At 52.6% G+C, this 23,918-nt stretch carries 22 protein-coding genes and 1 pseudogene; 16 read left to right on the top strand and 7 right to left on the bottom strand.

Annotation, left to right across the window (positions count from 1 at the left end; all coding sequences use genetic code 11):
* Positions 1–99 precede the first annotated feature (99 nt).
* A complete protein-coding gene (locus ACFO9Q_RS05295; protein ID WP_379179443.1) occupies positions 100–327 on the top strand; it encodes a hypothetical protein in 228 nt (75 codons plus the stop codon).
* A gap of 114 nt (positions 328–441) precedes the next feature.
* Here ACFO9Q_RS05295 and ACFO9Q_RS05290 read toward each other — a convergent pair whose 3' ends face one another.
* Positions 442–1,002, bottom strand: a complete 561-nt coding sequence (locus tag ACFO9Q_RS05290; RefSeq protein WP_379179441.1) for a helix-turn-helix domain-containing protein — start codon at positions 1,000–1,002, stop codon at positions 442–444.
* A gap of 126 nt (positions 1,003–1,128) precedes the next feature.
* Here ACFO9Q_RS05290 and ACFO9Q_RS05285 point away from each other — a divergent pair, with 126 nt between their 5' ends.
* A complete protein-coding gene (locus tag ACFO9Q_RS05285) occupies positions 1,129–1,713 on the top strand; it encodes a LysE family transporter (protein WP_379179439.1) in 585 nt (194 codons plus the stop codon).
* A gap of 67 nt (positions 1,714–1,780) precedes the next feature.
* Here the strand turns inward: ACFO9Q_RS05285 and ACFO9Q_RS05280 are convergent, their stop codons facing one another.
* A complete protein-coding gene (locus tag ACFO9Q_RS05280) occupies positions 1,781–2,155 on the bottom strand; it encodes a c-type cytochrome (protein ID WP_379179437.1) in 375 nt (124 codons plus the stop codon).
* Positions 2,156–2,313: 158 nt separating this feature from the next.
* Between ACFO9Q_RS05280 and ACFO9Q_RS05275 the strand changes: the two genes are divergently transcribed.
* The 7 genes from ACFO9Q_RS05275 (at position 2,314) to helD (ending at position 11,855) form a co-directional block, all read left to right on the top strand.
* On the top strand, positions 2,314–3,171 hold the full coding sequence (locus ACFO9Q_RS05275; protein WP_379179435.1) for an AraC family transcriptional regulator: 858 nt from the start codon (positions 2,314–2,316) through the stop codon (positions 3,169–3,171).
* Between the two features lie 11 nt (positions 3,172–3,182).
* Positions 3,183–4,475: an A/G-specific adenine glycosylase gene (gene mutY, locus ACFO9Q_RS05270; RefSeq protein ID WP_379179433.1), complete on the top strand. Its 1,293-nt coding sequence runs from the start codon at positions 3,183–3,185 to the stop codon at positions 4,473–4,475.
* Between the two features lie 70 nt (positions 4,476–4,545).
* On the top strand, positions 4,546–5,184 hold the full coding sequence (locus ACFO9Q_RS05265) for a bifunctional 4-hydroxy-2-oxoglutarate aldolase/2-dehydro-3-deoxy-phosphogluconate aldolase (protein WP_379179431.1): 639 nt from the start codon (positions 4,546–4,548) through the stop codon (positions 5,182–5,184).
* Between the two features lie 196 nt (positions 5,185–5,380).
* Complete coding sequence (locus tag ACFO9Q_RS05260; RefSeq protein WP_379179429.1) at positions 5,381–6,478, top strand: endospore germination permease; 1,098 nt, start codon at positions 5,381–5,383, stop codon at positions 6,476–6,478.
* A gap of 14 nt (positions 6,479–6,492) precedes the next feature.
* Positions 6,493–7,944: a spore germination protein gene (locus ACFO9Q_RS05255; RefSeq protein ID WP_379179427.1), complete on the top strand. Its 1,452-nt coding sequence runs from the start codon at positions 6,493–6,495 to the stop codon at positions 7,942–7,944.
* Entirely contained in the window at positions 7,944–9,074 is a 1,131-nt protein-coding gene (locus tag ACFO9Q_RS05250; RefSeq protein WP_379179425.1) for a Ger(x)C family spore germination protein, read from the top strand. Before ACFO9Q_RS05255 ends, ACFO9Q_RS05250 begins: the two co-directional genes overlap by 1 nt.
* Before the next feature lie 354 nt (positions 9,075–9,428).
* Positions 9,429–11,855: an RNA polymerase recycling motor HelD gene (helD, locus tag ACFO9Q_RS05245; RefSeq protein ID WP_379179423.1), complete on the top strand. Its 2,427-nt coding sequence runs from the start codon at positions 9,429–9,431 to the stop codon at positions 11,853–11,855.
* Positions 11,856–11,988: 133 nt separating this feature from the next.
* Here helD and ACFO9Q_RS05240 read toward each other — a convergent pair whose 3' ends face one another.
* A complete protein-coding gene (locus tag ACFO9Q_RS05240) occupies positions 11,989–12,732 on the bottom strand; it encodes a helix-turn-helix domain-containing protein (protein ID WP_379179421.1) in 744 nt (247 codons plus the stop codon).
* Positions 12,733–12,841: 109 nt separating this feature from the next.
* Between ACFO9Q_RS05240 and ACFO9Q_RS05235 the strand changes: the two genes are divergently transcribed.
* Positions 12,842–13,774 carry a nucleoside hydrolase gene (locus tag ACFO9Q_RS05235; protein ID WP_379179419.1) on the top strand — a complete coding sequence of 311 codons (933 nt, stop codon included), beginning with the start codon at positions 12,842–12,844 and terminating at the stop codon, positions 13,772–13,774.
* A 58-nt stretch (positions 13,775–13,832) separates the two neighbouring features.
* On the opposite strand, the gene ACFO9Q_RS05230 is transcribed toward ACFO9Q_RS05235, so the two are convergent.
* Together ACFO9Q_RS05230 and ACFO9Q_RS05225 are read right to left on the bottom strand one after the other, a co-directional pair.
* Positions 13,833–15,164, bottom strand: coding sequence for a uracil/xanthine transporter (locus tag ACFO9Q_RS05230; RefSeq protein ID WP_379179416.1), 1,332 nt, complete (start codon positions 15,162–15,164; stop codon positions 13,833–13,835).
* Positions 15,165–15,399: 235 nt separating this feature from the next.
* Entirely contained in the window at positions 15,400–16,245 is an 846-nt protein-coding gene (locus ACFO9Q_RS05225) for a helix-turn-helix domain-containing protein (RefSeq protein WP_379179414.1), read from the bottom strand.
* 197 nt (positions 16,246–16,442) lie between these two features.
* On the opposite strand from ACFO9Q_RS05225, the pseudogene ACFO9Q_RS05220 reads away from it, so the two are divergent.
* Both ACFO9Q_RS05220 and ACFO9Q_RS05215 read left to right on the top strand, forming a co-directional pair.
* Positions 16,443–17,213: pseudogene (locus ACFO9Q_RS05220) on the top strand (phytanoyl-CoA dioxygenase family protein); the annotation flags it as partial.
* A 113-nt stretch (positions 17,214–17,326) separates the two neighbouring features.
* Positions 17,327–17,743, top strand: a complete 417-nt coding sequence (locus ACFO9Q_RS05215; protein WP_379179411.1) for an SRPBCC domain-containing protein — start codon at positions 17,327–17,329, stop codon at positions 17,741–17,743.
* Positions 17,744–17,808: 65 nt separating this feature from the next.
* On the opposite strand, the gene ACFO9Q_RS05210 is transcribed toward ACFO9Q_RS05215, so the two are convergent.
* Positions 17,809–18,594, bottom strand: coding sequence for an SDR family NAD(P)-dependent oxidoreductase (locus ACFO9Q_RS05210; RefSeq protein ID WP_379179410.1), 786 nt, complete (start codon positions 18,592–18,594; stop codon positions 17,809–17,811).
* Positions 18,595–18,680: 86 nt separating this feature from the next.
* Positions 18,681–19,520: a helix-turn-helix transcriptional regulator gene (locus tag ACFO9Q_RS05205; protein ID WP_379179409.1), complete on the bottom strand. Its 840-nt coding sequence runs from the start codon at positions 19,518–19,520 to the stop codon at positions 18,681–18,683.
* Positions 19,521–19,703: 183 nt separating this feature from the next.
* On the opposite strand from ACFO9Q_RS05205, the gene ACFO9Q_RS05200 reads away from it, so the two are divergent.
* The 4 genes from ACFO9Q_RS05200 to ACFO9Q_RS05185 all read left to right on the top strand — a co-directional run bounded on the left by ACFO9Q_RS05200 (position 19,704) and on the right by ACFO9Q_RS05185 (position 23,893).
* Positions 19,704–20,702, top strand: a complete 999-nt coding sequence (locus ACFO9Q_RS05200; protein WP_379179407.1) for a Gfo/Idh/MocA family protein — start codon at positions 19,704–19,706, stop codon at positions 20,700–20,702.
* A gap of 25 nt (positions 20,703–20,727) precedes the next feature.
* Positions 20,728–21,672, top strand: coding sequence for an aldo/keto reductase (locus tag ACFO9Q_RS05195; RefSeq protein ID WP_379179405.1), 945 nt, complete (start codon positions 20,728–20,730; stop codon positions 21,670–21,672).
* A 262-nt stretch (positions 21,673–21,934) separates the two neighbouring features.
* Entirely contained in the window at positions 21,935–23,107 is a 1,173-nt protein-coding gene (locus ACFO9Q_RS05190) for a transglutaminase domain-containing protein (RefSeq protein WP_379179403.1), read from the top strand.
* Between the two features lie 12 nt (positions 23,108–23,119).
* On the top strand, positions 23,120–23,893 hold the full coding sequence (locus ACFO9Q_RS05185) for a ZIP family metal transporter (protein ID WP_379179401.1): 774 nt from the start codon (positions 23,120–23,122) through the stop codon (positions 23,891–23,893).
* Positions 23,894–23,918 lie beyond the last annotated feature (25 nt).

Raw genomic sequence — 23,918 nt, 5'->3', positions numbered from 1 at the left:
TCCCCACACTTCACCCATTCTCGGTTAGAATAGGAACCTTCTGCCCATACTTGGAATATGACAAGTTAAGGCATGCGGCGAAGGGGAGTGTTGGCGGCCATGAACGGGGTGCGTAGACGCGAGACGACCAGAAGGTATAAGACGGGACAGTGGGTGCCGTATGACGGGCTGTTCTCTGATGGATGGGGCGGTGACCTCATTCTGATGGAAGGGGAGATCTTCCCCGCTCATCCGCAAGCAGGAGCGACTAACTGGACCTACGAGGGTCCTGTCGCAACGATCCATCTCAAGCCCTCGAAGCAGGATTATTACCATATGGGGTACTAGCTAGGCTTGATAAGGCTAGACCACAACAATTACTAGGAATACACAGCAAGCCCAAGGCTTCAGGCGATCATCTATGATCACTGGAGCCTTGGGCTTGTTGTCTGTTCTCTTCCACTACTGTGGATAATGGATGATCATGCTCATTCGAATGATCGAGTCGCTCTCATTATGATAGGAATGGGGCTTGTCTGCACGGAAGCGAATCGCGTGATGGGGGGCTACCTTGTAGCTCTCATCCCCAATCTTCATCGTCAATTCACCCTCGAAGAGGGTGATGAATTCCTGCGTCCCCTCGCCATGGGCATCGGATTCCAGGAAGCCGCCGGGATCAATCTCGACAGTGAATACCTCGAAGCGTCGATCCTCCTCGTACGGGAAGAAAGGGTATACACGGTACTTGCCCGTCTCTTCCGAATACTGATACAGATCTTCTCTGGACACGACAACTGTATCCGGCTGGGCATTCTGAATCAAGGCCGTGAACGAGATTTTGAGTCCATTCGCTATCTTCCATACAGTCGAGATGGTAGGGGAGGATTCTCCTCGCTCAATCTGTCCAATCATCGTCTTGCTGACTCCGGTAAGCTCCGCAACCTTGTCCAGACTTAGCTTCTTGCTCTCGCGGTGAAGCTTAAGATTCCGAGCGATGATTAGATTAATATTAATATTGTCCAAAAGCTCACTCCTCTATTGTGCTATATAGCGACTGTATTGTATGATATAGCGTATAAGCGTGCGTTATAGCGCACGAATTGTATGTTTTATGCTGCTATTTTACCACATCTGATGGAGGTTGTTCACTTGTACACCGCTGCGTTCCTGCTCTACGTCATCGTCACTGCCTTCACCCCGGGTCCCAACAACATTCTAGCCATGACTCATGCGAACAAGTACGGCCTGAGGAAGACGATGAAGTTCACGATGGGCGTATCGGTAGGCTTCCTGGCCATCATGCTGCTATGCAGCTACTTCAATCTCTTGTTAAGCAGCTACCTGCCCAAGATCCAGCTGTACCTGCAGATCGGCGGAGCGGTCTATATGGTATTCCTCGCTTACAAGATCATAACAAGTACGGCAGCGATGAACAAGCACCAGGAAGGGGAGGAAGCTCGCTTCTTCGTCTCAGGCTTGCTGCTGCAATTCATTAACCCGAATGTGATTCTGTATGGCCTAACTGCCATCTCCACCTTCGTCATTCCTGTCTATACGACGAATGAAGGGCTGATTGCTTCGTCCCTGTTCCTTGCCTTCATTGGCATGCTTGCCAGCATTAGCTGGGCTGTATTCGGCGCTATGTTCCAGGGCTTCCTGCACAAGCATCGCCGAGCGTTCAACGCGGTGATGGCTTCCTTGCTCGTGTATAGCGGAATATCGGTGTTTATCTAATAGATGATTATGGATGAGTGAGAATCTCCTGCATTAGGCGCGATAATGTGCTGATGCGGGGGATTTTTTATTTTTTGGCAGACAGCCATGCCGCAAGCGCTTCGATCTCCTCACGCTTCAGCCGCTGCTCGAAGGCTGGCATATGATCTTCCTGACCCTTCGTAATCTGAACAACCAGCTCCTCCTTAGACATCCTTGCTCCAACCTTCGTTAGGTTGGTAGCTGGTCCTATTCGGCCTTGCAGCTCGGAGCCGTGGCAGGATATACAGTTCTCCTTGTAGACGGCAGCCGTCTCGCTAGAGGCATCCGCCAGCTGAGAGGGCTTCCCTCCTTCACTGCCTCCGCATCCGGTAAGCAAGAGTATGAGCAGGAGCATGAACATCATAAGCAGCAAGGTGCTGGTTCCTATTCCAAGCTTCTTCGACAGCAGCTTCCTATCCATCTTGGCATCCCTCCGAACCTCATTGTTATTGACTATAGACTAGTATAGAACGAAGTTCTATGAACTGCCATATCTATCTTGGCCGTGTTAGGTTTATAATAGAGATCGAACGATTCATCTGTTCAGTCATGAATACCCGATCGGAGTCTATAAGCCATATGGAGACAGATTATGAGAGCATCGTAATTAACCAAATTAATCAGCTTCAGGCTGAGATAATAATGAGTGCATACAGCGAGAGCCCAGCTGGCTGGCTGGATCAGCATTCCGAGCCGGACTACTATCGGCTCTGTTATGTCATAGGGGGAAGAGGCTGGTATCGATACGACGACACCGAGCATGAGATTGTCCCAGGAAGGCTCTATCTCCTCCCTCTCGGCATGTCTCAGTCGTTCGAGGTGGAAGGAGGAGAGCTATTCTGCCGATATTGGTGCCACTTCCGGACAGAGATGGGGCGTCAGCTGGTAGAGCTGCTTCAGCTCCCATTGTCCGTTGAGGTGAAGGATGAAGCCTATATGACGCAGCTCTTCCATAGACTGATTAGTCTGGACAGCGCGCCTGCATTAACTAGGAATCTTCGGCTAAGATCTGTCCTGCTCGAGATTGTCGCTTATTATCTAGATGAGAGTATGGTCGGCGGGATCGGCAATTCATCGGAAGATATTGATCAGCTGAAGGATGTGTTCGCTTACATTGAGGAACGGCTCGCTGACAATATTCAAGTGGAAGATCTGGCCCGAGCGGCGTATGTTCATCCGAATTACTTCATCACCCTGTTCAGGAATATGACCGGTTGTTCGCCTATTCAATACGTCACACAGAGAAGACTGCTTCGTGCCAAGGAGCTGCTGACAAGTACGGATGAGCCGATATCGGCGGTTGCGCGGAGAGTCGGGATGCAGAATCATTATCTCTCCCGTGTATTCAAGCGGCATATCGGACTTACGCCGATGCAGTACCGCAGAATTGGGCAAGGGACGACGAGCGGCTCAGCAAGCTTAGAGCGGAGTACTTAGAAGGAGATTATATGACAGAGACAAGGATTGCAGAGCAATACTTCAGCACGGAGCTGCTGGCATGGTACCGGAGGATGAAGCGGGACTTGCCATGGAGGATGAATCACGATCCCTACCGAATCTGGGTGTCGGAGATTATGCTGCAGCAGACTCGGGTAGATACGGTAATTCCGTACTATGAACGGTTCATGGAGCGGTTCCCGACGATTGGGGCTCTGGCTGAAGCGCCCGAGGAGGAAGTGTTGAAGTGCTGGGAAGGGCTTGGCTACTATTCAAGAGCACGTAATCTCCAGGCTGGAGCACGTGAGGTTGTTCAGCACTATGGGGGCCAGGTGCCGGATGACAAGTTATCGGTTGCAGGACTTAAGGGAGTCGGGCCATACACGACCGGAGCCATTATGAGCATTGCCTTCAACCGTCCGGAGCCGGCTGTCGACGGCAATGTGATGCGCGTCCTCTCACGATACTTCTGCCTGGAAGAGGACATTGCCAAGCCGAAGACAAGAGTGGGAATTGAGAAGCTTGCAGCTTCCCTCATTCCGGAGGGTGCCGCTGGAGACTTCAATCAAGCGCTGATGGAGCTTGGCGCGCTCGTATGCACACCGAAGTCGCCAAGCTGTCTGCCTTGCCCGGTGATGGAGCATTGTGCAGCCAGGCTTGCAGGCAGGGAGCATGAGCTGCCTGTGAAGACGAAGGCGAAGAAGGCAAGAGACGAGCAGCGTGCTGCTGTCATCGTGATGGGCACAGGGGAACACGAAGGTCAGATACTCGTTCGCAGGCGGCCGGATACCGGACTGCTCGCCCAGATGTGGGAGCTACCCCATGTGCTGCTGTCAGGGGCTGCGGAGGGCGACCGCCCTGCGACTGTCTTGTCAGCGGCTGAGCAGGCTGTCCATGCGGAGGTACTGACGCGTTCGCTGCTTGAAGAGACAGGTCTGCTCATCCGGCCTCGCAGCTGGTGGATGGACACTGACCATATCTTCAGCCACATCCATTGGAAGCTTCATGTGTATCTGGCCGACTTGGGCAGCGTTGAGACGGGGCAGGGAGCAGCAACAGCAGCAACAACAACAGGAGGACAGACCGTAACATTCGGGAAAGCCTTGTACAGCCCTCAGCGTGGTATGGATGAATTAGGCGCAGCTATTGCTGCGGAGCAAGGGGCGCTCTACTCCGCTGACGGCAGCGGCCATGCAGCCCGCAAGGAGCTGCCTGAGGAATACCGCTGGATTGGTGCTGAGCATCGGAAGGAACTTGCGTTCCCGAACGTGTTCGTCCGATTGCTCAGGGAATATTGGGCTTAGGTCATTAATGGGCTTAGACCGCTTGGCTGAAGGTTGATTGGCTAGCCCGCCTTAGAGAGGAGATAGCAACATGTCGAAGATGCTGGAATTGCTGCTAGAGGAGAAGATTGTCGCGATTCTGCGAGGAATTGAAGACCGCCATGCCGATGAAGCGGGCAGAGCCCTGATCGATGGCGGAATTCGCCTCATGGAGATTACGATGAATACGGAAGGTGCTCCTATCATCATTGAACGATGGAGGAGGCTGTTCGATGGACAAGCCGCGATCGGGGCCGGTACGGTGCTGGATGTGAAGATGGCCGAGCAGGCGGCTGAGGCTGGCGCGCAGTTCCTCATCTCTCCGAATCTCGATGAGGAAGTGATTGCTTATGGCCGGGAGAGAGGAATCTCCGTCTGGCCGGGGGTGATGACGCCTACCGAGATTGTGAAGGCTTGGAAGGCAGGGGCTGAGGCGGTTAAGATCTTCCCTATGGGGACGCTTGGACCTAAGTATCTCACCGAGCTGAGGGGGCCGCTCGCAGATATTCCTATGATTGCGACTGGGGGAGTTCATCTGGACAACATTGGGGAGTACTTCTCCTCAGGTGCGAATGCAGTTGGGATGGGCGGCAAGCTGGTTAATCTGGAGGATGTTCGAGCCGGCCGATTCGACTTGGTTGCGGAGCGTGCAAGACAGTTCACGACCAAGGTGAAGAACCTGTATAGCTAGATCAGAAGAACCTTCGTAACTAGAGAAGAACCTGCCTAATTAGATCAGAACAACCTGCGTAACTATATCAAATACTGCTCACAAGCAAGCCCCTTCCCCTAGCGGAAGGGGTTTCTTCGTATAGGCTGGTTACTCCTTCCCTAGTTAGAACATAATATAGGCAAGCTATGGCAATGGAAGGAGGATTACCTAATTCATGAACACGAAGAGGCTGCCGTTCTCCTTGGTCGCAATGACCATCCTCATGAGCACCGGAATGATGAGCCATGTAGAGGTCATTCCACTTCTGCTGGAGACGGCAGGGAGAGACGCTTGGCTCAGTATAATAGTGATAGCCCTGCCATACTTGCTATGGGTTGCTGCTCTGCACGCTATTATTAGCAAGATGAATGGGGAGCACCCGGTGGTGTGGCTGAAGAGTCGTCTTGGCAATGGAGCGGCTAAGGTATTCCGGATGATGTGGTTATTGTACTTCATCTTGTTCGTCTACGTTACATATCAAGATACGCTGACATGGACGAATACAACCTATCTTCAGGTAACACCTGAACTGTTCGTTGCCATCTTCCTAGGGGCACTGTGTACAGGAGTCAGTATTATCGGAATTCGGTCTGTTCTCCTAGCTAGCGGGATATTCCTTCCTCTAGTCGTGTTACTGGGATTCTTCATCATGTTCACCAACTCCGCGAACAAGGATTATAGTTCCATATTTCCTATACTGGCGCGGGGCGTCCAGCCTGTCATGAACAGCCTGGTGTTCCTAAGCGGAGGCTTGACGGAGCTAATTATGATTATGTTCCTTCTCTCTTATTCAAGAGCTGTCTCGCGTAATCGCCTAGTCCTGCTCAGTGTCTTCTTAATCGTGTTGACGCTTGGTCCAACGCTTGGTTCGATTAGTGAGTTCGGACCTATCGAGGCTGCCAAGCAGCGATATCCCGCCTTCGAGCAATGGAGGCTGATGCAGCTTGGTCACTATATTGAACATATGGACTTCTTCTCCATCTATCAATGGCTCGCTGGTGCATGTGTACGTATGTCGCTCGGCTTATGCCTAGCTCTAGAGATGCTGCAGCTTAAGACGGTGAAGGGCAGAGTGATAGGAGCATTGTGTCTGCTGCTGGCGGAGTTGACGTTAATTATGATGCCCTTGAACGATATGGCCTTCTTCATGCTCCTCAAGTCAGTGTACTTCCCTGCGGTGCTGGCATTCCATCTATTCATGTTCACCTTATTCGCAGTACTTGCTCTTCGGGGAGAGAAGTCAGCACCAGCTGGCTTATCTGCTACAGAATAGAGGAGGATGAGGATATGGATGAGATCAGCGTTCGTGAGCTGTTCAGGAACAGTCATGATGTACAGATAAGTGCCATGACCATTCAGAGGGAAGAGAGCCCGCTCCACCTGCTGCTTGTCTATTGCAGCGGACTTGCAGATGTGAAGCAGCTTAATGATTATGTACTCCATCATCTGCAGCGAATGATTGAGACGCATTCGGATATACGCAATCTTAATCAATACGGCCCGCTCAGGCTGCAATCTGTGAGTTCATCCCCTACAGCCGATCTGTTGACGGCTGCTGTGTTCGAAGGCAGTCTGGTCGTGTTCATAACGGATGCCGAGGAGCAGAAGCTCTGCTATAAGCTGGATATCGGTAATGCACCGAAGCGTAATCCAGAGGAATCCTCTACAGAGGTTGCAGTCAAGGGGGCGCGAGATGGATTCACAGAAGATATTACGACGAATATTGCCCTGATTCGGAAGAGGCTCCGCACGGCTTCGTTATGCTGCGAGATGACGACGGTAGGACGGAGGAGTCAATCGAAGGTAGCCCTCTTGTATGTGAATGATATTACGGATCCAGCGTTAGTTGAAGAAGCAAGGAAGAGAATAGCGGCAATAACTATCGATGCGCTGAACAATAGCAATCAGCTGGAGAGTGCCTTAGCTGATCGACCATTAAGCATATTCCCTCAGCTGGACTACGTTGGACGTCCAGACTATGTTACGGAAGCACTCATGGTTGGACGTATGGTTATTCTCGCTGAAGGCTCGCCTAACGCCATCATTGCACCAGTCTCCTTATTAAGCATGCTTAAGACGCCTGAGGACCTATATTTACCCTATTACTTCGTTTCTATCGAACGAATATTGCGATTTGTGGGTTTTTTCGTTGCGGTATTTCTACCTGGCTTCTGGATTGCTCTGACCAGCTTCAACATGGACCAGCTACCATTCACCTTGCTCGCTACGGTAGCCATGGCACGGAGCGGGCTTCCGCTCCCCTCTACACTGGAGGTGTACCTCGTCGTCATTCTCTTCGAGCTGTTCCGGGAGGCTGGCGTCCGTCTCCCCAAGACGGTAGGGCAGACGGTTGCCGTCGTAGGAGGGCTCATTATCGGGGAGATGGCAGTAGCTGCAGGAATAACCGCACCTACGATGATTGTCGTCGTATCGGTCTCGACGATCGCTGCATTCACGCTCGTTAACCAATCACTTAATGGTACCGTTACGCTGCTAAGATTCTTCGTCCTTACTCTTACCACCTTGCTAGGCATGTTCGGGTTCATGCTGTCCTTCCTGTGTATGATCTTCTACATGACGACCCTACGGTCATTCGGCCGTTCTTATATTACTCCAGTATCTCCTCCGGTATGGAATGAGCTGCTTCCTGCGCTGCTGCGTAAGCCATTCGTTAAGAATAAGACGAGGCCTGCCGAATTGAATACAACCGATTCTACTAGACAAGGGGAGGGTCAATAATGACGACTAAGACTCTCCTTAAGGGATTGATGTTGTTCGTATGCTTCATGCTGCTTGCAGGGTGTTGGGACAAGAAGGATCTGCGGGATAATCTATTCGTATCCGGCATTGGAGTGGATTACAAGGAGGGGCAATATACCTTCTACGTACAAGTGTTGAACTTCGCATCCATTGCCAAGACAGAAGTACGGTCACCAGATGCGTCTGTCGCTTGGGTCGGCCAAGCCTCGGACAGCAATCCTTACATGGCGATGAAGAAGTTGAACGAATATAGCTCACAGCAGAATCTGTATTACGGACATGTTAATTGTATTGTACTCGGTGCAGAGGTTCTGAAGAAGAATATTAGCAAGCTGTTCGAAGCGCTGTACCGTTCATCGGATATTCGATATCAGACTTGGCTGTTCGCTACGGATCAATCTATTGAGGAGCTATTCGCGTCTCGATCCGTCCTTGATCTATCTCCTGAGTTAACCTTGCTGCACAATGCACGTCCGGAAGGGCCTCTTGATTACGCTCTCGTTCCGATGAATAAGGTAAGGCTGTTCCTTAAGAATTACGAGGAAGCAGGCAACACGGTCATGCTTCCTTCCCTCTCCATTAACTCAGACACCTGGATATCGAAGGGCAAGGGGGCTAAGGTGATAGTCGCCAAGGGGGTATACACCTTCTACAACAGGCAACTTCGAGGCAGCTTCCCGAAGGATAGCTTGAGGGGGACCCGATGGAGTGAAGGTGGACATGCCTTTCCCTTGCATGTGCGATGGAGCAATGGTGAAGCGGTGATGATTGTAACCCGGGTTAGGAAGCATATTACTCCAGTTGTTCGCGGCTCTGAGCTCGTCTATCAGATGAAGGTGAGTGCCACTATGCGTATCGATATGTTATCGGGGAAGTTATCTACAGCTAAGCTGACAGAGCAGGTCAAGGAGGAAGTGACGGAGGATATTATAAGTACATACGAACGGGGAGCAGCAGCGAAGGTCGACTTGCTTGGTCTGGAGGAGACGCTGCACAAGCATCACTATTCGTTATGGAAGAAGCATAGTCTAGAGAAGACGGGCAAGGTTGGCCGCCTTGAGCCTCAGGTAGAGATATATATTAAGGATTCGTCAATCTTCAAGCTATGAGCATGGTGTGAGTAACATACAAAAAAATCGCCTGCGGCCGAATCGGCTGCAGGCTTCAATAGAGAATATATAATAAAGGGGGGTCATGTCCTTATTGTAAGGGGGCTAGCTGAATGTAATCTTAGAGGAAGATTACAGTTGTGTTACAAAGCACGGATGGGATGTGCTCATAGGTGGCACGAAAAAATATATGGAACAAGAAATAACGCTATGATATAATCATAAGCGTTATTGGCATTTAAAATTTGAGTTCGTGCAGTTTTATCCTAATTTAATTGTACACCTCAAATTAAGATCTGTCAATGCTCTTTTTTAAACCTAATACAGTGGAAAAAGGAGTGTGTTCGGGCAACTATGAATACGATCAATTGGAGGCAGGAACAAGAGCGGCTGGAAGAAGTGAAAGAGAAGCTGCAAGCTAGAATTGCTGAATTAGAGCCGGAGGTTGCAGGGTTGCATAATCAAGCCTCGGACATACGCAAGCGATTCTGGGAAGAAGTGACGATTAATACAAGCACGCAAGAAGACTTCGAGGAGACCTTCTACACCATTAACCAGCAGAGCGCGGTACTTGCGGAACGGGAGCGCGGGCACAAGCTGATGAAGCAGCAATGGAGCAGCATGAATCGTCTGCTTCCGTCTCCTTACTTCGGGCGGATTGATTATCTAGAGGATGGTCTGAACGCTAGCGAGCGAATCTATATTGGCGTATCTTCCTTCATTGATCGAGACGGCCTCAGCTTCCTCATCTATGACTGGCGGTCTCCCATAGCGAGCCTATACTACGACTATCCGCCCGGCCAAGCGTCTTATGACACACCAGCTGGACGAATCAACGGAAGGATCGAGCTGAAGCGGCAATATCAGATTCAGAATGGCCAGCTTCGCCATATGTTCGATGCGAGCGATACGATCGGAGACGAGCTGCTGCAGGAGGTACTCGGCCAAGGTGCGAATACACAGATGAAGAGCATTGTGGCAACGATACAGAGGGAACAGAACGCTATTATTCGTAATGATAAGAGCCGGATGCTTATCGTACAAGGTGCGGCTGGAAGCGGTAAGACGTCCGCGGCCTTGCAGCGGGTAGCCTACTTGCTGTATAAGCATCGCCAGACCATCAAGGCTGATCAGATCGTGCTTTTCTCACCGAATGCCATGTTCTCGAGTTATATCTCTACCGTCCTTCCGGAGCTCGGGGAAGAGAATATGCAGCAGACGACCTTCCAGGAATACATGGATTACTGGCTAGGTTCATCGCTTCGGTCGGAGGATCCGTTCGACCAGATTGAATATGTGCTGACCGAGCAAGGAGCACAGGGATACGAGGCTCGTCTTCAGGGTATGGAGTACAAGACTTCTCGTGCTTACCTTGAAGCGTTAGAGAACTACGGCAAGCGGCTGGGGCAGGAAGGCATGCCGTTCAACGCCATTCGGTTCCGCGATCGCGACCTGATTACCGCGGAGCGAATGAGAACGGAGTTCTACCAGTATGACCGCTGCCTGCCTCTAAGCAATCGTGTGGCACTCTTGCAGGAATGGCTGCTGGATGAACTAACCTCACTGGAACGTCTGGAACGGAATGCGTCATGGGTGCAGGATGAGCTTAGTTATATTGACCCCGAGCATTATGAGGAAGTATTCGAAGAGCTGCATCAAGACAGGGAAGTATTCGACCTCGCGGAACAATATGCCACGATTCACGAGATGGTGACGGGCAAGCGCAGGCGAGATGAAGGTGACTTCGACTTCGCCCGGCGGGAGGAGGGATTGCTCCGCCGAAGAATTGTAGCAGAGGGCATGAGACCGCTTAGGATCGGTGTGAAGAAGTTCTCATTCATAGATATCAGAGAGCTCTATATGCGCTTATTTGAAAACGAGGCAGCATACGAGATGCTAACGAATGGGGCCTCCGTTCCTCCGCTGTGGCCTGAGATCTGCAGGCAGACGAAGGAGAGGCTGCTCCGAAGTGAATTGTTCTACGAAGATGCAACTCCGTATCTGTATGTGAAGGAACTGGTGGAAGGGGTAAGGACGAACTCGGACATTCGTTATGTATTCGTTGATGAGGGTCAGGATTATTCGGCGTTCCAATATGAGTATCTGAAGAAGCTGTTCCCACGAGCTCGGATGACGGTGCTGGGTGATATGGGGCAAGCCATTCACATGCAGTCTACCAGTCTGGATGCATCCGATTCGCCGCTGCTGAGTCTGTATGGCCAAGAGGACACGACTCTTATTCGTCTCCTTCGCAGCTATCGTTCAACGAGGGAGATCGTGGAATTCACGAAGGGGATGCTTCCAGGAGGGGAACGAATTATACCGTTCGAGAGGAGAGGTCCGAAGCCTCAGTTGATGAGACTGAACGGCGGGGAGATCAGGGATATGCAGATTGTGGCTGACATCGCGGCTCTCAGAGCCGAAGGCATTCATTCTATTGCTGTCATTACGAAGTCCGCTGCTGAGAGCCGGGAAGCCTATGAATCGTTACGGTCGATCGGAAGTGAAGCTGTTCAGCTCATTACGAAGGAGACACTCGGTTATGAGCAAGGAGTGATGGTCATTCCCGTGTATCTCGCTAAGGGCATTGAGTTCGACGCAGTCTTCATCTATGAAGCTTCTCCTGAAGCTTACGGGCGGGAGTGTGAGCGCAAGCTTCTCTATACGGCGTGTACTCGGGCTATGCATCGCCTTCATCTCTATACGACAAGCGATTGGTCACCGTTCATTAAGGCGTTGCCTGCGAGTATGTATGAGCAGCATGCGGTAAGTCAGCTCTAACTTAACATACTCCTATTAACCTTGGCTGAGGCGGGTATCTCTTTATTCCTTCCTTTGCTCACTATCCCCTTCGCTAAGGAAGAAGTTTACTCTCAGAGCACTCGGTCACAGAAATAGATTAACCAGGCACGGACTACCGTCGATACGCAGCCGGTGTCACTCCAGTGCTCCTCTTGAACAGCATGCAGAACTGCTGCACGTTGCCGTACCCACAGCTGTCAGCGATGGCGGTAATCGTCTCTTGTGACTGGAGGAGGAGCTGCTTGGCCTTCTCCAGCCGCAATTCCATAATGTAAGCCTTGGGTGAGTAACCGGTATGAAGCTTGAATAAGTGGCGGAAGTGGTCGTAGCTATAGCCCGCAAGCTTGGCGAGCGTACGGCCATCCAGCGGTTGATTGTAATAGTGCTCCATATAGCTCTTCGCATAGGCTATGCTTGTATCTGGCTCGGTCAGCTTCGGCTGCTCGGAGGTCTGGCGGCTAAGCTCGATAATAAGCTGCTGAAGCAGTAGGTCCACTGTCTTCGTGTAATAGGGCAGCTTAAGCTCCAGCTCCTCATGCATCAGTTCAAGGATGCGGACCAGGGAACGCCGATTCGTATCATGATATAGTCCTTGCGTCAGCGCAAGCTCCGAGTTGTCCGTATGGAAGCCGATGAACAGCACTTCGGTAGCCTCTATTCGTAATTCATCATGAGGCGTATGCGGCGGAATGAGGGCGTAGGTATGGGCAGAGTAGCTGTAGGAGCTGTCTCCAACTCTCGTCGAGCCGCATCCGTTAAGGTAATAGACAAGCTCGAAGGAAGCGTGCAGGTGCTTGTCAATATAGCTGTTCTCTTCCCTAATCATGCGGTACAGGAAGGCAATAGAGCTGTTCATCAGACTTGCTCATCCCCAATTCATATAAGGATTCAACCGATTCGTGGAAGCGTATCCCACTACCCCATGATAGATTGGAGAGGAGATGAATTCAAGGAGCTGAAGCAAGATGACGACAAGAATTATTCTAGATACGGATATTGGAACAGATGTGGATGATGCTATGGCGCTGGCGCTTGCCATGCGTTCCCCGGAGCTCCAGCTGGAAGGTGTAACGACGGTATACGGTGATGTGCATCTACGCGCTCGTATGGCGGCCAAGCTGCTGCAGCTGGGTGGAAGATCGGATGTGAGGGTCATGGCTGGCATTCAGCAGCCTCTGCTTCACAATCGCAAGATCTGGTGGCCGGGCTATGAGGGGGTCGGCGTTATCGAGGAAGATGAGACAATTGCATACGATAGTCAGCATGCGGTCGACTTCATTATTGATACAATCCTGAGCAATCCGGGGGAGATTACCCTTGTTCCTATTGGACCTCTTACGAATATTGCGGTTGCGATTATACGAGAGCCGCGGATCGTCAGCCGCGTTCGTGAAGTCGTGATGATGGGCGGGGTTACCCGGCTTGGCGATAATGGAAGAGAGCTGCCTCATCTGGAGCATAACATCAAGTGCGATCCGGAGTCCGCATCGCTGGTGTTCCGAAGCGGAATGCCGATAGTCATGGCAGGGCTCGACGTGACGAACAAGGTGCTCATTGGCCGGGATGACATCGAGCGGCTGCGCGCAACAGGCACAGCGCTGAATGCGGCACTCGTCTCCTTGCTTACCACCTTCTTCAATACGTGGAACATGGACGAGAGCCGGATGCATGATCCTCTTGCTGTAAGTATTCTGCTGGATCGCACACTCGTACAGACCGAGCGGATGAAGGTAACGGTGGAGTATGACCACCGGGAAGCGTTCGATACCGAAGGTTATGTCATGGACCGCGGATCAGGGCAGACCGTCGCTATACGGGACGAGTCAGGCCAGGTGGATGTCTGCTTGGATGTAGACGGGAAGAGGATGATGAGCGTGTTGATGGAGAGGCTATGCTGAGATAAGTACAGTTCATCTCATGCAGAATAAGAGAAGAACGAAGAACAGCCAAGCTTCCCTATTGGGGAGACTTGGCTGTTGTCTTGTCCTCGAACCTTGTCCAGTCGACGGTCGCCTCCAGCAATACGGACAGCAACACTCCGACGATGAGGCCATTGCTAAGCAGCGGCTGCAGGACGGTCGGAAGCGAAGAGAACACTGAGGAGGGCGTATGCATAATGCTGATCCCGAGCAGGAACGGCAAGGCGAGCCGATAGATGGTACGGGAGTCGAAGGACCAGCCGCGGAGCGTCCGTACGGCCGTGCCGAACATCTGGAGGTACGCCACGAACAGCACGGCACTGCCTACGGTTAGAGGCAATGCAGCCAGCGCATGGCCCAGAGGAGTAACCAGTCCGAACACCATGAACAGTCCGCCTCCGATGGTTAGCGCATTGCGGTGCAGGATGCGGGTACTCTCTAGCAGCCCGATAGAAGAAGCGAACGTGCCGAATGGCAGTTGACCGAGCGCAGGCGAGGCAAGAGAGAACAGCCCGCTAATCAGATAAGAGCGGCGATACTGGGCCGGCGTGGCGGAATCGCCATAGTTGTTGGCATACGCGGTCAGCGAAGTGACGGTATTAGACATGTTAATCAACCCTACTATGAAGGAGGTGAGCATAATGCCCAGCTCGAAGCGTGGTGCGCCCCACGGGAACCAAGTGAAGGATGTGGGTCCACTCGAATGAGAGGGAGGCGGAGTATGGGGAGCCAGATCCGTGCCGTACAAGATGGCGAAGGCTGCCCAGCCTGCCATAATTCCCGTTAACAGCGCGTAGTTGCCGAGCGTACCGCCTCTTAAGTAGATTAGACCGACGAGGAGAGCCGTGCCTATCGAGAGCAGCGTTACGCCGGGATTCAGCGTTCCTTCCCCTCCTATGCCCAGCATTCCGCGGAAGAACGTCCCCATCAGCTGAGCAGTCAACAGGAAGAGGAAGACGCTGATGACGATGGGATTGAACAGGCGAATGAGAACCTGGGAGAATCCGAGCAGTCCAAGTACAATCATAACGACAGCAGCCAGCATATAGCCCGCTGCCAGCCCGCCTCCCACTTCAACTAGAGATAGACTGCTGCCCGTTCCGGCCGTTGCCGCTATACTGAGCGTGAAGCCCCACCAGATGCCGGCGGGTCCGTCCATCAGCGCCCGGCGATGACCGAACAGAGCCTGGCATACGCAGGCCGCTCCCGTCAACAGGAAGGACAGTTGCACCGATTGTGCCACTTGATCTGGTGTAAGACGGAACGCTTGTCCTAGTGTCAATGGGACGACCAGCGTGTTGGTTAAGATGAAGAACATCCATTGTACCCCGGCGAGCAGAATACGTGGGGAGAATGATGAGGATTGCATGAATGGATACAACCACCTTATCTTAAGATTGATGAGTGACTATTATGCCACAGATGAGAGGAATTGAGTATTGCGGGCATTGCTGCCAAGCAGCTAGAGGGTGGCAGTCGTTCATTTTCGTTAGAGATGAATAACGCAGTTGACAGCTAAGGTGCTGAACGCAAGGTTTTCTCGGTTGAAGGACTACTACGGGGAAGCCGTTAAGTGAATGAATTGGCTTGATCCAGCAGGGGTGTCATCCTCTCTGCTGAGCCTGTCTTCGGTAGACGGTCGGGGAGACCGAGAATCTCTCCGTGAATCGGCGTGTGAAGTAGAAGGCATTGTCGAAGCCGACGAGGTAAGCAATCTCCTTGACTGAGCTTGATGTTAATTCAAGGAGCTTAGCCGATTTGTACAGCCTGGATGCGGTAATCCATTCCTTGACGGAGCAGCCAGTCTGCTCCTTGAACAGATGGCGGAACCGCGACTCGGACAATTCAGCCGCACGCGACAAGTCAGCCAGGCTGTGCTTCTCCCCAAGGTGAGTAATCATATATTGCATGGAGAGGGCGATTCGTTCATCCAAGTGAAGCGGGCTTGACGCCTGGATGCTCGCTTGATTGGCAAGCAGGATGACTTCAGCCAGCGACAACCTGGCGAGCTCTCCGCTCCATCTGTCATCTATCGCGGCATCCTGTACAAGCTTCATGAGAGCGTTCTCCATTCTGCTCCGCTGCGTGCCCGCGGGTATGGAGATTCGCACGAACCCCTCCTCTGTCTTAGGCAGCCCCATCCAAGGCTCCCACTCTGGCAGAGGAAGGAAGTGTGCCCATAGCAATTCCCAGCCATGACCTTCGTCTGCAGCGTAGTGATGCGGAGTACCGGGTGCGAGCAAGACGAGGTCACCTTCATGACAGCTATGAATCTCATGGTCTAGGCGGAAGGAGCCCTTCCCCGCTCTGGTATAGATGAGCAGCCAATCCTTCGTGCCACGGGTGCGGTGACCGTAGAAGCCATAGGATTCAATATAATGGCCTGCCAGGAGAACGCCTGTAGTTGGCGTTGCTTCCTGTTCATATTGATAGAGATACTTATTGCTCATAATCGTCACCAGTCCTTCCAGCATGCTGATTAAGTTGGCGATGTGCAGCCGATTCGTATAGGTATTCAGCCTTCCTCTTCATACTAATCTAACAGAGTAATCGATATGATGGTACTACAACGATTGCTATTACAGTATTCAAGAGAGGCGGACTGAGGGGAATGTCCATTTGGTTAAGCGAGTCTCAGATCGAGTAGTTCCATAAGGAAGGGTATCTCATCGTTAGGAACCTGTTCAAGCAAGAGGAGATTACTGAGATTAAGGATAACTTCATGTCTATGCACGCAGCGGGGCCAGTGCCTGGCTACTTCGAACCGAAGTCTGAGGAGGAGTCGGGCGGTGAGCCGCTTAAGCAATATCCTCGGGTGCTGTACCCCCATCGCTTCAATGATACGGCTCGCAAGTACATGTTGAAGTCTGAAGTGTTGGATGTGCTTAGAGACTTGATGGGGGAGGAGCCTCTTGCCGCGCAGAGCATGTTCTACTTCAAGCCGCCTGGCGCCAGAGGCCAAGCCTTGCATCAAGACAACTATTATCTGCGGGTTGAACCCGGAACCTGTGTAGCAGCTTGGACGGCTGTGGATGATGCGGATGAAGGCAACGGAGGATTGCTGGTCGTTCCCCGGACGAATCGTATCGACATCCAATGTCCCCATGAAGCAGACCCTGCGCAGTCCTTCTTCCGCGACGAAGTCGACGTGCCTGACGGAGCGGAAGCTGTGCCAGCAATCATGCAATCAGGCGATGTCCTCTTCTTCAATGGCAGCACCATTCACGGCTCCTACCCCAACCACTCCAAGGATCGATTCCGACGTTCCTTCATCTCTCATTATGTCGGTGAATCAACGACCAAGCTGGGCTTCCATATACATGACGACCTGTACAGGGCTAGCGGTGAGGTCATCGAGCGGGATAAGAACAAGGATGCCAATCCATGCGGTGTAGAATTCGAGGGAGCTCCGCATTAGCACATTCACTTTTTAGACTATTTGTCCCACGGCAGGTACGATGTAGGCATGGAATTCATGGCTGGTATCCGACGGGGGACAGATGAGCAGATCTAGTGACACTTCATTAACCTATGCCAAGACAATTGGACAGGTCATCTCCTATATCCATCAGCACTTATGAAGTGATTAGGGGACTAACGGATCCTGAACTGACCGAGCAGTATTATTTTGGAAGCCGAATTCGGTCTGACTGGCAGGTTGGGGACACTTACAGCTATCGTAATCCGGATGACAGCATTCTGCTCGATGGTAGCATAGTGGCGTTAGAGCCTGGGACTCGAATTGTCATGACGTTCCGTCCGGTATGGGCATATGGTGATCAACCGCCGGTGTCCGAGGTCGTGTATGAACTGGAGGCAGCGTCTCCGAGCGTAACCCAGCTCACTCTCACGCACAGAGGGCTGCCAGCTGAAGATCCTGTCTCTGACGGTATCAGAGCGGGTTGGGTTCAGATTCTCACAGGACTCAAGACCGTCGTTGAGAAGTAGAGAAAAAAAAGCTGACAGGTATCCTTAGCAGGATGACCCTAGTCAGCTTCTTACATATGATACTGCTATAGCGCTGGCGCAGCTCCTCCATCGATATTGACAGAGGTTCCTGTGACGTAGGACGCGGCTCCCGATACCAGGAAGGCGATGACCTTCGCGGCTTCCTCGGTACGGCCGATTCGTCCGAGCGGTACGCCGTGCTTCGGATCGGAAGCGAACTGCTCCCAGGTTAAGTGAGGAGCTGACGACTTCCACTTCTGTTCGATCTGATGGCTGCGAATGAGTCCGATGCCTACCGTATTGACTCGAATGTTGTCCGGTCCTAGGTCCTTGCTCATCGCCTTCGTCAGCGCCATACCGGCTGCCCGGGACACCGTCGTCGGAAGCGAGGAGGCAGGAGGGGTCTTCGCCATGGAGGCGGTCACATTGACGATGGAGCCGCCCCCTGCCTCGCGCATGTATGGGATGACGTAACGAGAGCAATGAATGGCTCCGAACAGCTTCAGATCCAGATCCTGCTGCCAAGCGTCAGCCCCTACTTGCTCGAACGGCTGAGCGGCTGAAGTGCCGGCATTGTTGACCAGAATATGAATTCGACCGCCATAATAGGCGGCTGTCTCCTCTATAATCCGCTTGCAGTCCTGCTCGAGCGTCACATTCGCCACGATAGTCAAGCACGATGCCCCAGTTGTCTCCGCTATGATGGATGCAGCTTCCTCTAGCTGCTCCTTGTTCCTTGCCGCGATGGCAATCTTGGCGCCTTCCTTCGCTAGCTGCACGGCTGTCTCAAGTCCGATTCCTCGGCTACCCCCGGTAATGATGGCGATCTTGCCCTCTAGCTCCAGATTCATATTCAATCTCCTCCCTAGCTTAAGATGCTCGTATAGCTCCTATCATTATAACAACTATAGGGTACTGGCTGTCCATTCCAATCGGCTTACTTGCCATATAATCTCCGATATTCCGTAGGTGTCACACCCTCATGCTCCAGGAACCGCTTGTTGAAGTAGCTGCTGCTCGGATAACCTGCATCTGAGGCGATCTGCCCGATATTCGCATCCCTTCTGTCGAGCAGCCACTGCTTGGCCATCTGGAGCCGACAGCGTGTGATGAAGTCCATCGGCGTCATCTGCATCGCCTTGCGGAACAGCTTGCAGAAGTAATGGACACTAATTCCCGACCGTTCCGCCCACTCCTCCAGTATGAATGGCTTGCAGGCCTCCTGCTGCATGAGAGGAAGCAGGTCCAGTATACGGTTCGCGGCCGTGCTGGGCTTGCTTCCCGTTATCGGAATGGCTTGGGAGACGAACTCCGCAATGACGGCGTATAGCAGCGTTGACAGCACAGCAGGGCGAAGCATCTTGTGCTCTTCGGCTTCCTCTAGCAGAGCCAGATGAGCGCGCTCCCAACCGGCCGATTGGCGGAGAGTCCATAGCCGGTGGTTCATGAAGCCGCGGTCGACCATATACTCTTGCAGTCCTGTTCCGCCGTAGAAGTGGACCCACCTAATATCCCAAGGCTCGCTCTTGCTGCTGTAATACTTCTGCTGCTGCAGCGGGAAGTAGAGGAAGGCCTCACCTGCCTCCAATTCATATTCTACTCCATCAATCTCGACGTATCCTTTGCCAGAAGCGACATAGTGGATATTGAAGTTGTTAAGCGCTCCTTGCCCGCGGGTAACTGCATGATTAGGTTCATCTTGATAGATACCAACGGACTCCGGGCAGCAGAAGAAGGGGGAGTCAGTTAAGGTCAGCAGATGGCTTTGTCTTTGCATCTCGTTAAGCCTCCGATATGACAATATTGTTTTATATGTATGCAATATGCTTATATTTTAATTTTAGTTGATGTCCAATATAATGACAATATAATCGCAATCAAGCATAAGCATCATACGTTAAGAATGATTGTGTAGTGAGAGTAATGAGCTAAGGTTGTTAATCAGCTAGAGGAGGTTGTTATGGACAACAAGTTAAGATGGGGCATTATCGGCTGTGCCGGCATCGCCCAAGGGTCGGTCATTCCGGGATTGCAGCAATCACAGCGCAATGAAGTTATTGCAATCGCTAGTCGTGATGAAGAGAAGGCGAAGCAGACAGCAGACAGGCTGAATATACCTGCCGCTTACGGAAGCTATGAGGCTCTGCTAGAAGACCCCGCCATTGATGCTGTCTACATTCCGCTGCCGAATCACCTTCATAGAGAATGGACGATTCGAGCCGCTGAAGCTGGCAAGCATGTACTGTGTGAGAAGCCGCTGGCGTTAACGGAGCATGAAGCCGAGGAGATGGCAGAGGCCTGTGCGAAGGCGGGAGTGAAGCTGTCCGAAGCCTTCATGTATCGCTATCATCCGCGTTATGCTCAGATCAGAGATGTAATCGCTTCCGGAGAGATTGGCCAGGTGCGCGGTATTCATAGCGCCTTCACGTTCAATAATGCCGGAGATAAGTCTAATGTGAGGTACCGCAAGGAATGGGGCGGAGGCTCGGTCTACGATGTGGGCTGCTATCCGATCAGTGCAGCTCGCTTGCTGCTCGGACAGGAGCCGGAGGCCGTAACGGCTCATGCCTTCTTCTCCCCCGAGCATGGAGATGTCGATATGATGGCTTCTGGACTCATTGAGTTCCCTCACTCCGTTGCGCTCACATTCGACTGCGGCATGTGGGCTGCCTTCCGCAACACGCTTGAAGTACTGGGCACGGATGGAACCATTCAGGTGCCTTCCGCTTATGTTACCTCTCCGAATGGAGGCTCGAACTTCTTCGTGTCTACGAAGGAGGGACGACGCGAGGTTCAGGTGGCGAATGTCAATCAATATTCGCTGCAAGGTGATGAGTTCGCAGCTGCCGTACTAGATGGCAAGCCGCTGCCCTTCGAGCCGTCTGATGCGGTTCTGAATATGAGAGTTGTAGATGCGGTGCTTGCTTCCGCGCGGCAGAGAGCAAGGATTACCTTATAACATTTCTAATAGAGGAGTGGCTGCTATGGATTATATATCAGTTGAAGGCTCGCGTAAGCCTGTATCCCGATTGATTAAGGGAACGGATTATTTTACCCATGACAAGTATGAGCAAGTAGCTGCCAACCTTGATGCCTTCATAGCGATTGGCGGCAATACGGTAGATTCCGCGCACATCTATTGCGGAGGCCAGAGCGAGGAAGTGATTGGCCGTTATATGCAGGAGCGGGGCAATCGCGAGCAGCTTGTTATTCTAACTAAGGGGGGTCATCATGGTCCGCTCGGTCCGCGCGTGAACAAGGCTGCTATTGCGGAGGAGCTCGCGATCAGCTTGGAGCGGCTGAAGACAGATCACATCGAGCTGTACGGCCTTCATCGGGATGACCCGGCAACTCCGGTCAGCCATATTATGGATGCGCTTAATGAGCATATCGCTGCTGGGACTGTCGGGGCGATCGGCGCGTCCAACTGGACTTGGCAGCGGCTGCAGGAGGCGAACGAATATGCGGCGGCTAACGGTCTGCGCGGCTTCACCTTCAGCAGTCCTAACCTGAGTCTGGCGAAGGCGAACGAGCCATTCTGGGAGAATTGTGTGTCCGCAGACGAGGAGACTCTCGCATGGCATGAGCAGACGAAGCTTCCGCTATTGTCTTGGTCCTCCCAGGCGCGGGGCTTCTTCACAGGGAGATTCACCCCAGAGGTAAGGGATAACGCCGACCTGGTGCGCGTGTTCTACAGCGATGACAACTGGGAGCGTCTCCGCCGTGCCGAGCAGCTGGCTGAGCAGAAGAACGTGACGGCTATACAGATTGCACTAGCTTACGTGTTGAACCAGCCGTTCCCGACGTGTGCGCTCATCGGCGCGCAGAATTCGGCGGAGCTGCAATCCTGCGACGAGGGAGCACAGATTCGTCTGACGAGAGAAGAGCTGGACTGGCTTGATCTAACAGGTGAGACAGTCAGTCAATAGAGGGACATAGCCGGAGGACGAACGCAGTGCATGTATAACCTTCCCTCGAACCGAAGCCAATGAATAATGAGATAGAGGCAGATTGTGCCTCTATCTTTTTGTGTTTAGGCTTGCCCAGAGCAGGGCAGGCGGCCCGCATCAGGGCGAAGATTCGCTCCAGATGGTCTCTTTTGCAGCAAAGTTGGTTATGAATAGAGAGATAGAGGTAATAGCGAGTAACGGATCTACGTTGAATGGCTATATAAGGGGTGAGCTCATACTTATGCTATTGCGTTCGATTAAGATTGCTTCGGTGCTCGTGCTTGTGGCAATAGCCTTCGCTTGGCATACGAAGGTAGACCTCTACTCGGTATTTGCCGAAGATGCGGATGCTGCAACGATGAGTGCGCTGTCAGAGGAGATAGGACGGAACTTCCAGGCAAGAAGTACGGAGTTCACGGTCACTTATGAAGGGGACAACAGCCAGCTCTCCGAGCAGCTGCCTGCTCTCATCCGCCAATCTCTGGAGGGACGAGACTACGTCGCCTACGTGCTGGACTCCTACGTCTATACAATTCGCAGCTGGGGGGACCGCTCGACGATTCAATTGCATGCGAAGTACCGAGAGTCGGAGGAGCAGACGAAGGTGGTTCAGGACAGCTCCCGAGCCATACTCAGCTCCATTATTCATCCAGAGATGACCCAGCATGAGAAGGTGAAGGCTATCCATGATTATGTGGTCGGCAAGCTTGAGTACGATCAATCCTTGCAAAAGTATACCGCCTACGAAGCCGTCACCGAAGGGACCGCGGTCTGTCAAGGATATGCTCTGCTAGGATATCAGCTGCTGAAGGATGCGGGCCTGAAGGCGCGGATTGTCGAGGGGACCGTCAATACCGGCGACCATGCTTGGAATCTAGTCCAGATCGATGGTCAGTGGTACCATCTTGATCTAACGTGGGATGACCCTGTGACGATACAGCAGCAGAGTTCGGATGGCAGTATGAAGGAGAATACGAAGCCCGATGTCATCAGCTATCGCTATTATCTGCTAAGCGACGAACAGATTCGGAAGGACCACAGCTGGACGAGAGATTACCCGCAGGCGCCTTCCTCATATAAGCTGTCACTGGACCGAGCCATAGCGGAGACTACCGATTCTGCAGGAGCAGAGAAGCTTCAGCTGCTTAAGCAGCAAGTCGGCCTGCATTGGGAAGAGGCTGCTCATACGATACGGGATGCTGGCCAGCTGAGAGCTAAGGTGCAGAAGGCTGTCGCGTCAGGCGCAGACAGCATGCAATTCAGATACTTGAACGGTGAGGGGCTCGAGGCGGATCTGAGGGAAGCGGTTGAGCGTGCATCAGCAGAGCCAGTCGCTCTGTCTTCCTATAACGCTCAGTATGAACCGTTCGGCAACGACGGCTCCGTGCTGGTGACGCTGCAGTTCAACGATTAGAGGAGGCATCACATGCTATACGCGCTGCTATGGGGTGCCATATCCGGCTCGGCTGTCCTGATCGGAGCGATCTGTTCCATCTTGACGTCGATTCCCACTCGAATTGTTGGCTATATTATGGCATATGGTACGGGAATCCTTATTGGTGCGACGGCTTACGAGCTGTTGGGAGAGTCTGCAGCTGAGGGCGGGCTTCTCTATACGGCAGCAGGCTTCCTCGCAGGTGCTATGGTCTTCACGGCAGTCGATCTGTATCTATCGCATAAGGGCGGTTCACGTCGCAAAAGGTCCTCGCATCACAGCTCACCCCCAGCTTCTGCTCCTGCTGCTGCTGCTGAGGCTCACAAGCCGCAGAGCGGGCTTACGATCTTCGCCGGAACCGTGCTGGATGCGATTCCTGAGTCCATCATGATTGGCGCGAGTCTGCTCGCCCAAGGCTCAGTCTCCTGGCTGCTTGTCATCTCGGTATTCCTGAGCAATATTCCGGAAGGGCTGTCCAGCACAGCTGGGCTGCTGTCAGGGGGCTACAGCAAGAGGAGGATCATGCTCATGTGGGGCTCGGTCCTTGTCATCTCTGCGCTGGCATCCTTCGGCGGATACACGCTGCTGGATCAAGCCTCTAGCGGAGTGAAGGCGATGATAGCGGCGTTCGCCGGCGGAGCTATAGTCGCGATGGTGTCCTCGACGATGATGCCGGAAGCGTACCAAGAGGGGGGACCTGTCGTAGGCCTCTTAGCCAGCGCTGGGCTGCTATCTGCGCTCGTGCTTGATTATTATTCGATGTAATGCCTCTCCCTGCTGAGGCAAGTAG

This window comes from Paenibacillus sp. GCM10023252 (assembly GCF_042653305.1).
Taxonomy (GTDB): domain Bacteria; phylum Bacillota; class Bacilli; order Paenibacillales; family Paenibacillaceae; genus Pristimantibacillus.
This window is presented reverse-complemented; position numbering and strand designations above follow the sequence as displayed.

Bases quoted from the DNA above. Each gene is read 5' to 3' on its own strand.
- ACFO9Q_RS05225 (WP_379179414.1), bottom strand. From the start codon at position 16,245: ATGAGCAATAAGTATCTCTATCAATATGAACAGGAAGCAACGCCAACT.
- ACFO9Q_RS05260 (WP_379179429.1), top strand. From the start codon at position 5,381: ATGAACACGAAGAGGCTGCCGTTCTCCTTGGTCGCAATGACCATCCTC.
- ACFO9Q_RS05200 (WP_379179407.1), top strand. From the start codon at position 19,704: ATGGACAACAAGTTAAGATGGGGCATTATCGGCTGTGCCGGCATCGCC.
- ACFO9Q_RS05235 (WP_379179419.1), top strand. From the start codon at position 12,842: ATGACGACAAGAATTATTCTAGATACGGATATTGGAACAGATGTGGAT.
- helD (WP_379179423.1), top strand. From the start codon at position 9,429: ATGAATACGATCAATTGGAGGCAGGAACAAGAGCGGCTGGAAGAAGTG.
- ACFO9Q_RS05240 (WP_379179421.1), bottom strand. From the start codon at position 12,732: ATGAACAGCTCTATTGCCTTCCTGTACCGCATGATTAGGGAAGAGAAC.
- ACFO9Q_RS05250 (WP_379179425.1), top strand. From the start codon at position 7,944: ATGACGACTAAGACTCTCCTTAAGGGATTGATGTTGTTCGTATGCTTC.
- ACFO9Q_RS05190 (WP_379179403.1), top strand. From the start codon at position 21,935: ATGCTATTGCGTTCGATTAAGATTGCTTCGGTGCTCGTGCTTGTGGCA.
- ACFO9Q_RS05195 (WP_379179405.1), top strand. From the start codon at position 20,728: ATGGATTATATATCAGTTGAAGGCTCGCGTAAGCCTGTATCCCGATTG.
- ACFO9Q_RS05230 (WP_379179416.1), bottom strand. From the start codon at position 15,164: ATGCAATCCTCATCATTCTCCCCACGTATTCTGCTCGCCGGGGTACAA.
- ACFO9Q_RS05265 (WP_379179431.1), top strand. From the start codon at position 4,546: ATGTCGAAGATGCTGGAATTGCTGCTAGAGGAGAAGATTGTCGCGATT.
- ACFO9Q_RS05275 (WP_379179435.1), top strand. From the start codon at position 2,314: ATGGAGACAGATTATGAGAGCATCGTAATTAACCAAATTAATCAGCTT.
- ACFO9Q_RS05210 (WP_379179410.1), bottom strand. From the start codon at position 18,594: ATGAATCTGGAGCTAGAGGGCAAGATCGCCATCATTACCGGGGGTAGC.
- mutY (WP_379179433.1), top strand. From the start codon at position 3,183: ATGACAGAGACAAGGATTGCAGAGCAATACTTCAGCACGGAGCTGCTG.
- ACFO9Q_RS05185 (WP_379179401.1), top strand. From the start codon at position 23,120: ATGCTATACGCGCTGCTATGGGGTGCCATATCCGGCTCGGCTGTCCTG.
- ACFO9Q_RS05295 (WP_379179443.1), top strand. From the start codon at position 100: ATGAACGGGGTGCGTAGACGCGAGACGACCAGAAGGTATAAGACGGGA.
- ACFO9Q_RS05205 (WP_379179409.1), bottom strand. From the start codon at position 19,520: ATGCAAAGACAAAGCCATCTGCTGACCTTAACTGACTCCCCCTTCTTC.
- ACFO9Q_RS05255 (WP_379179427.1), top strand. From the start codon at position 6,493: ATGGATGAGATCAGCGTTCGTGAGCTGTTCAGGAACAGTCATGATGTA.
- ACFO9Q_RS05215 (WP_379179411.1), top strand. From the start codon at position 17,327: ATGCCAAGACAATTGGACAGGTCATCTCCTATATCCATCAGCACTTAT.
- ACFO9Q_RS05280 (WP_379179437.1), bottom strand. From the start codon at position 2,155: ATGGATAGGAAGCTGCTGTCGAAGAAGCTTGGAATAGGAACCAGCACC.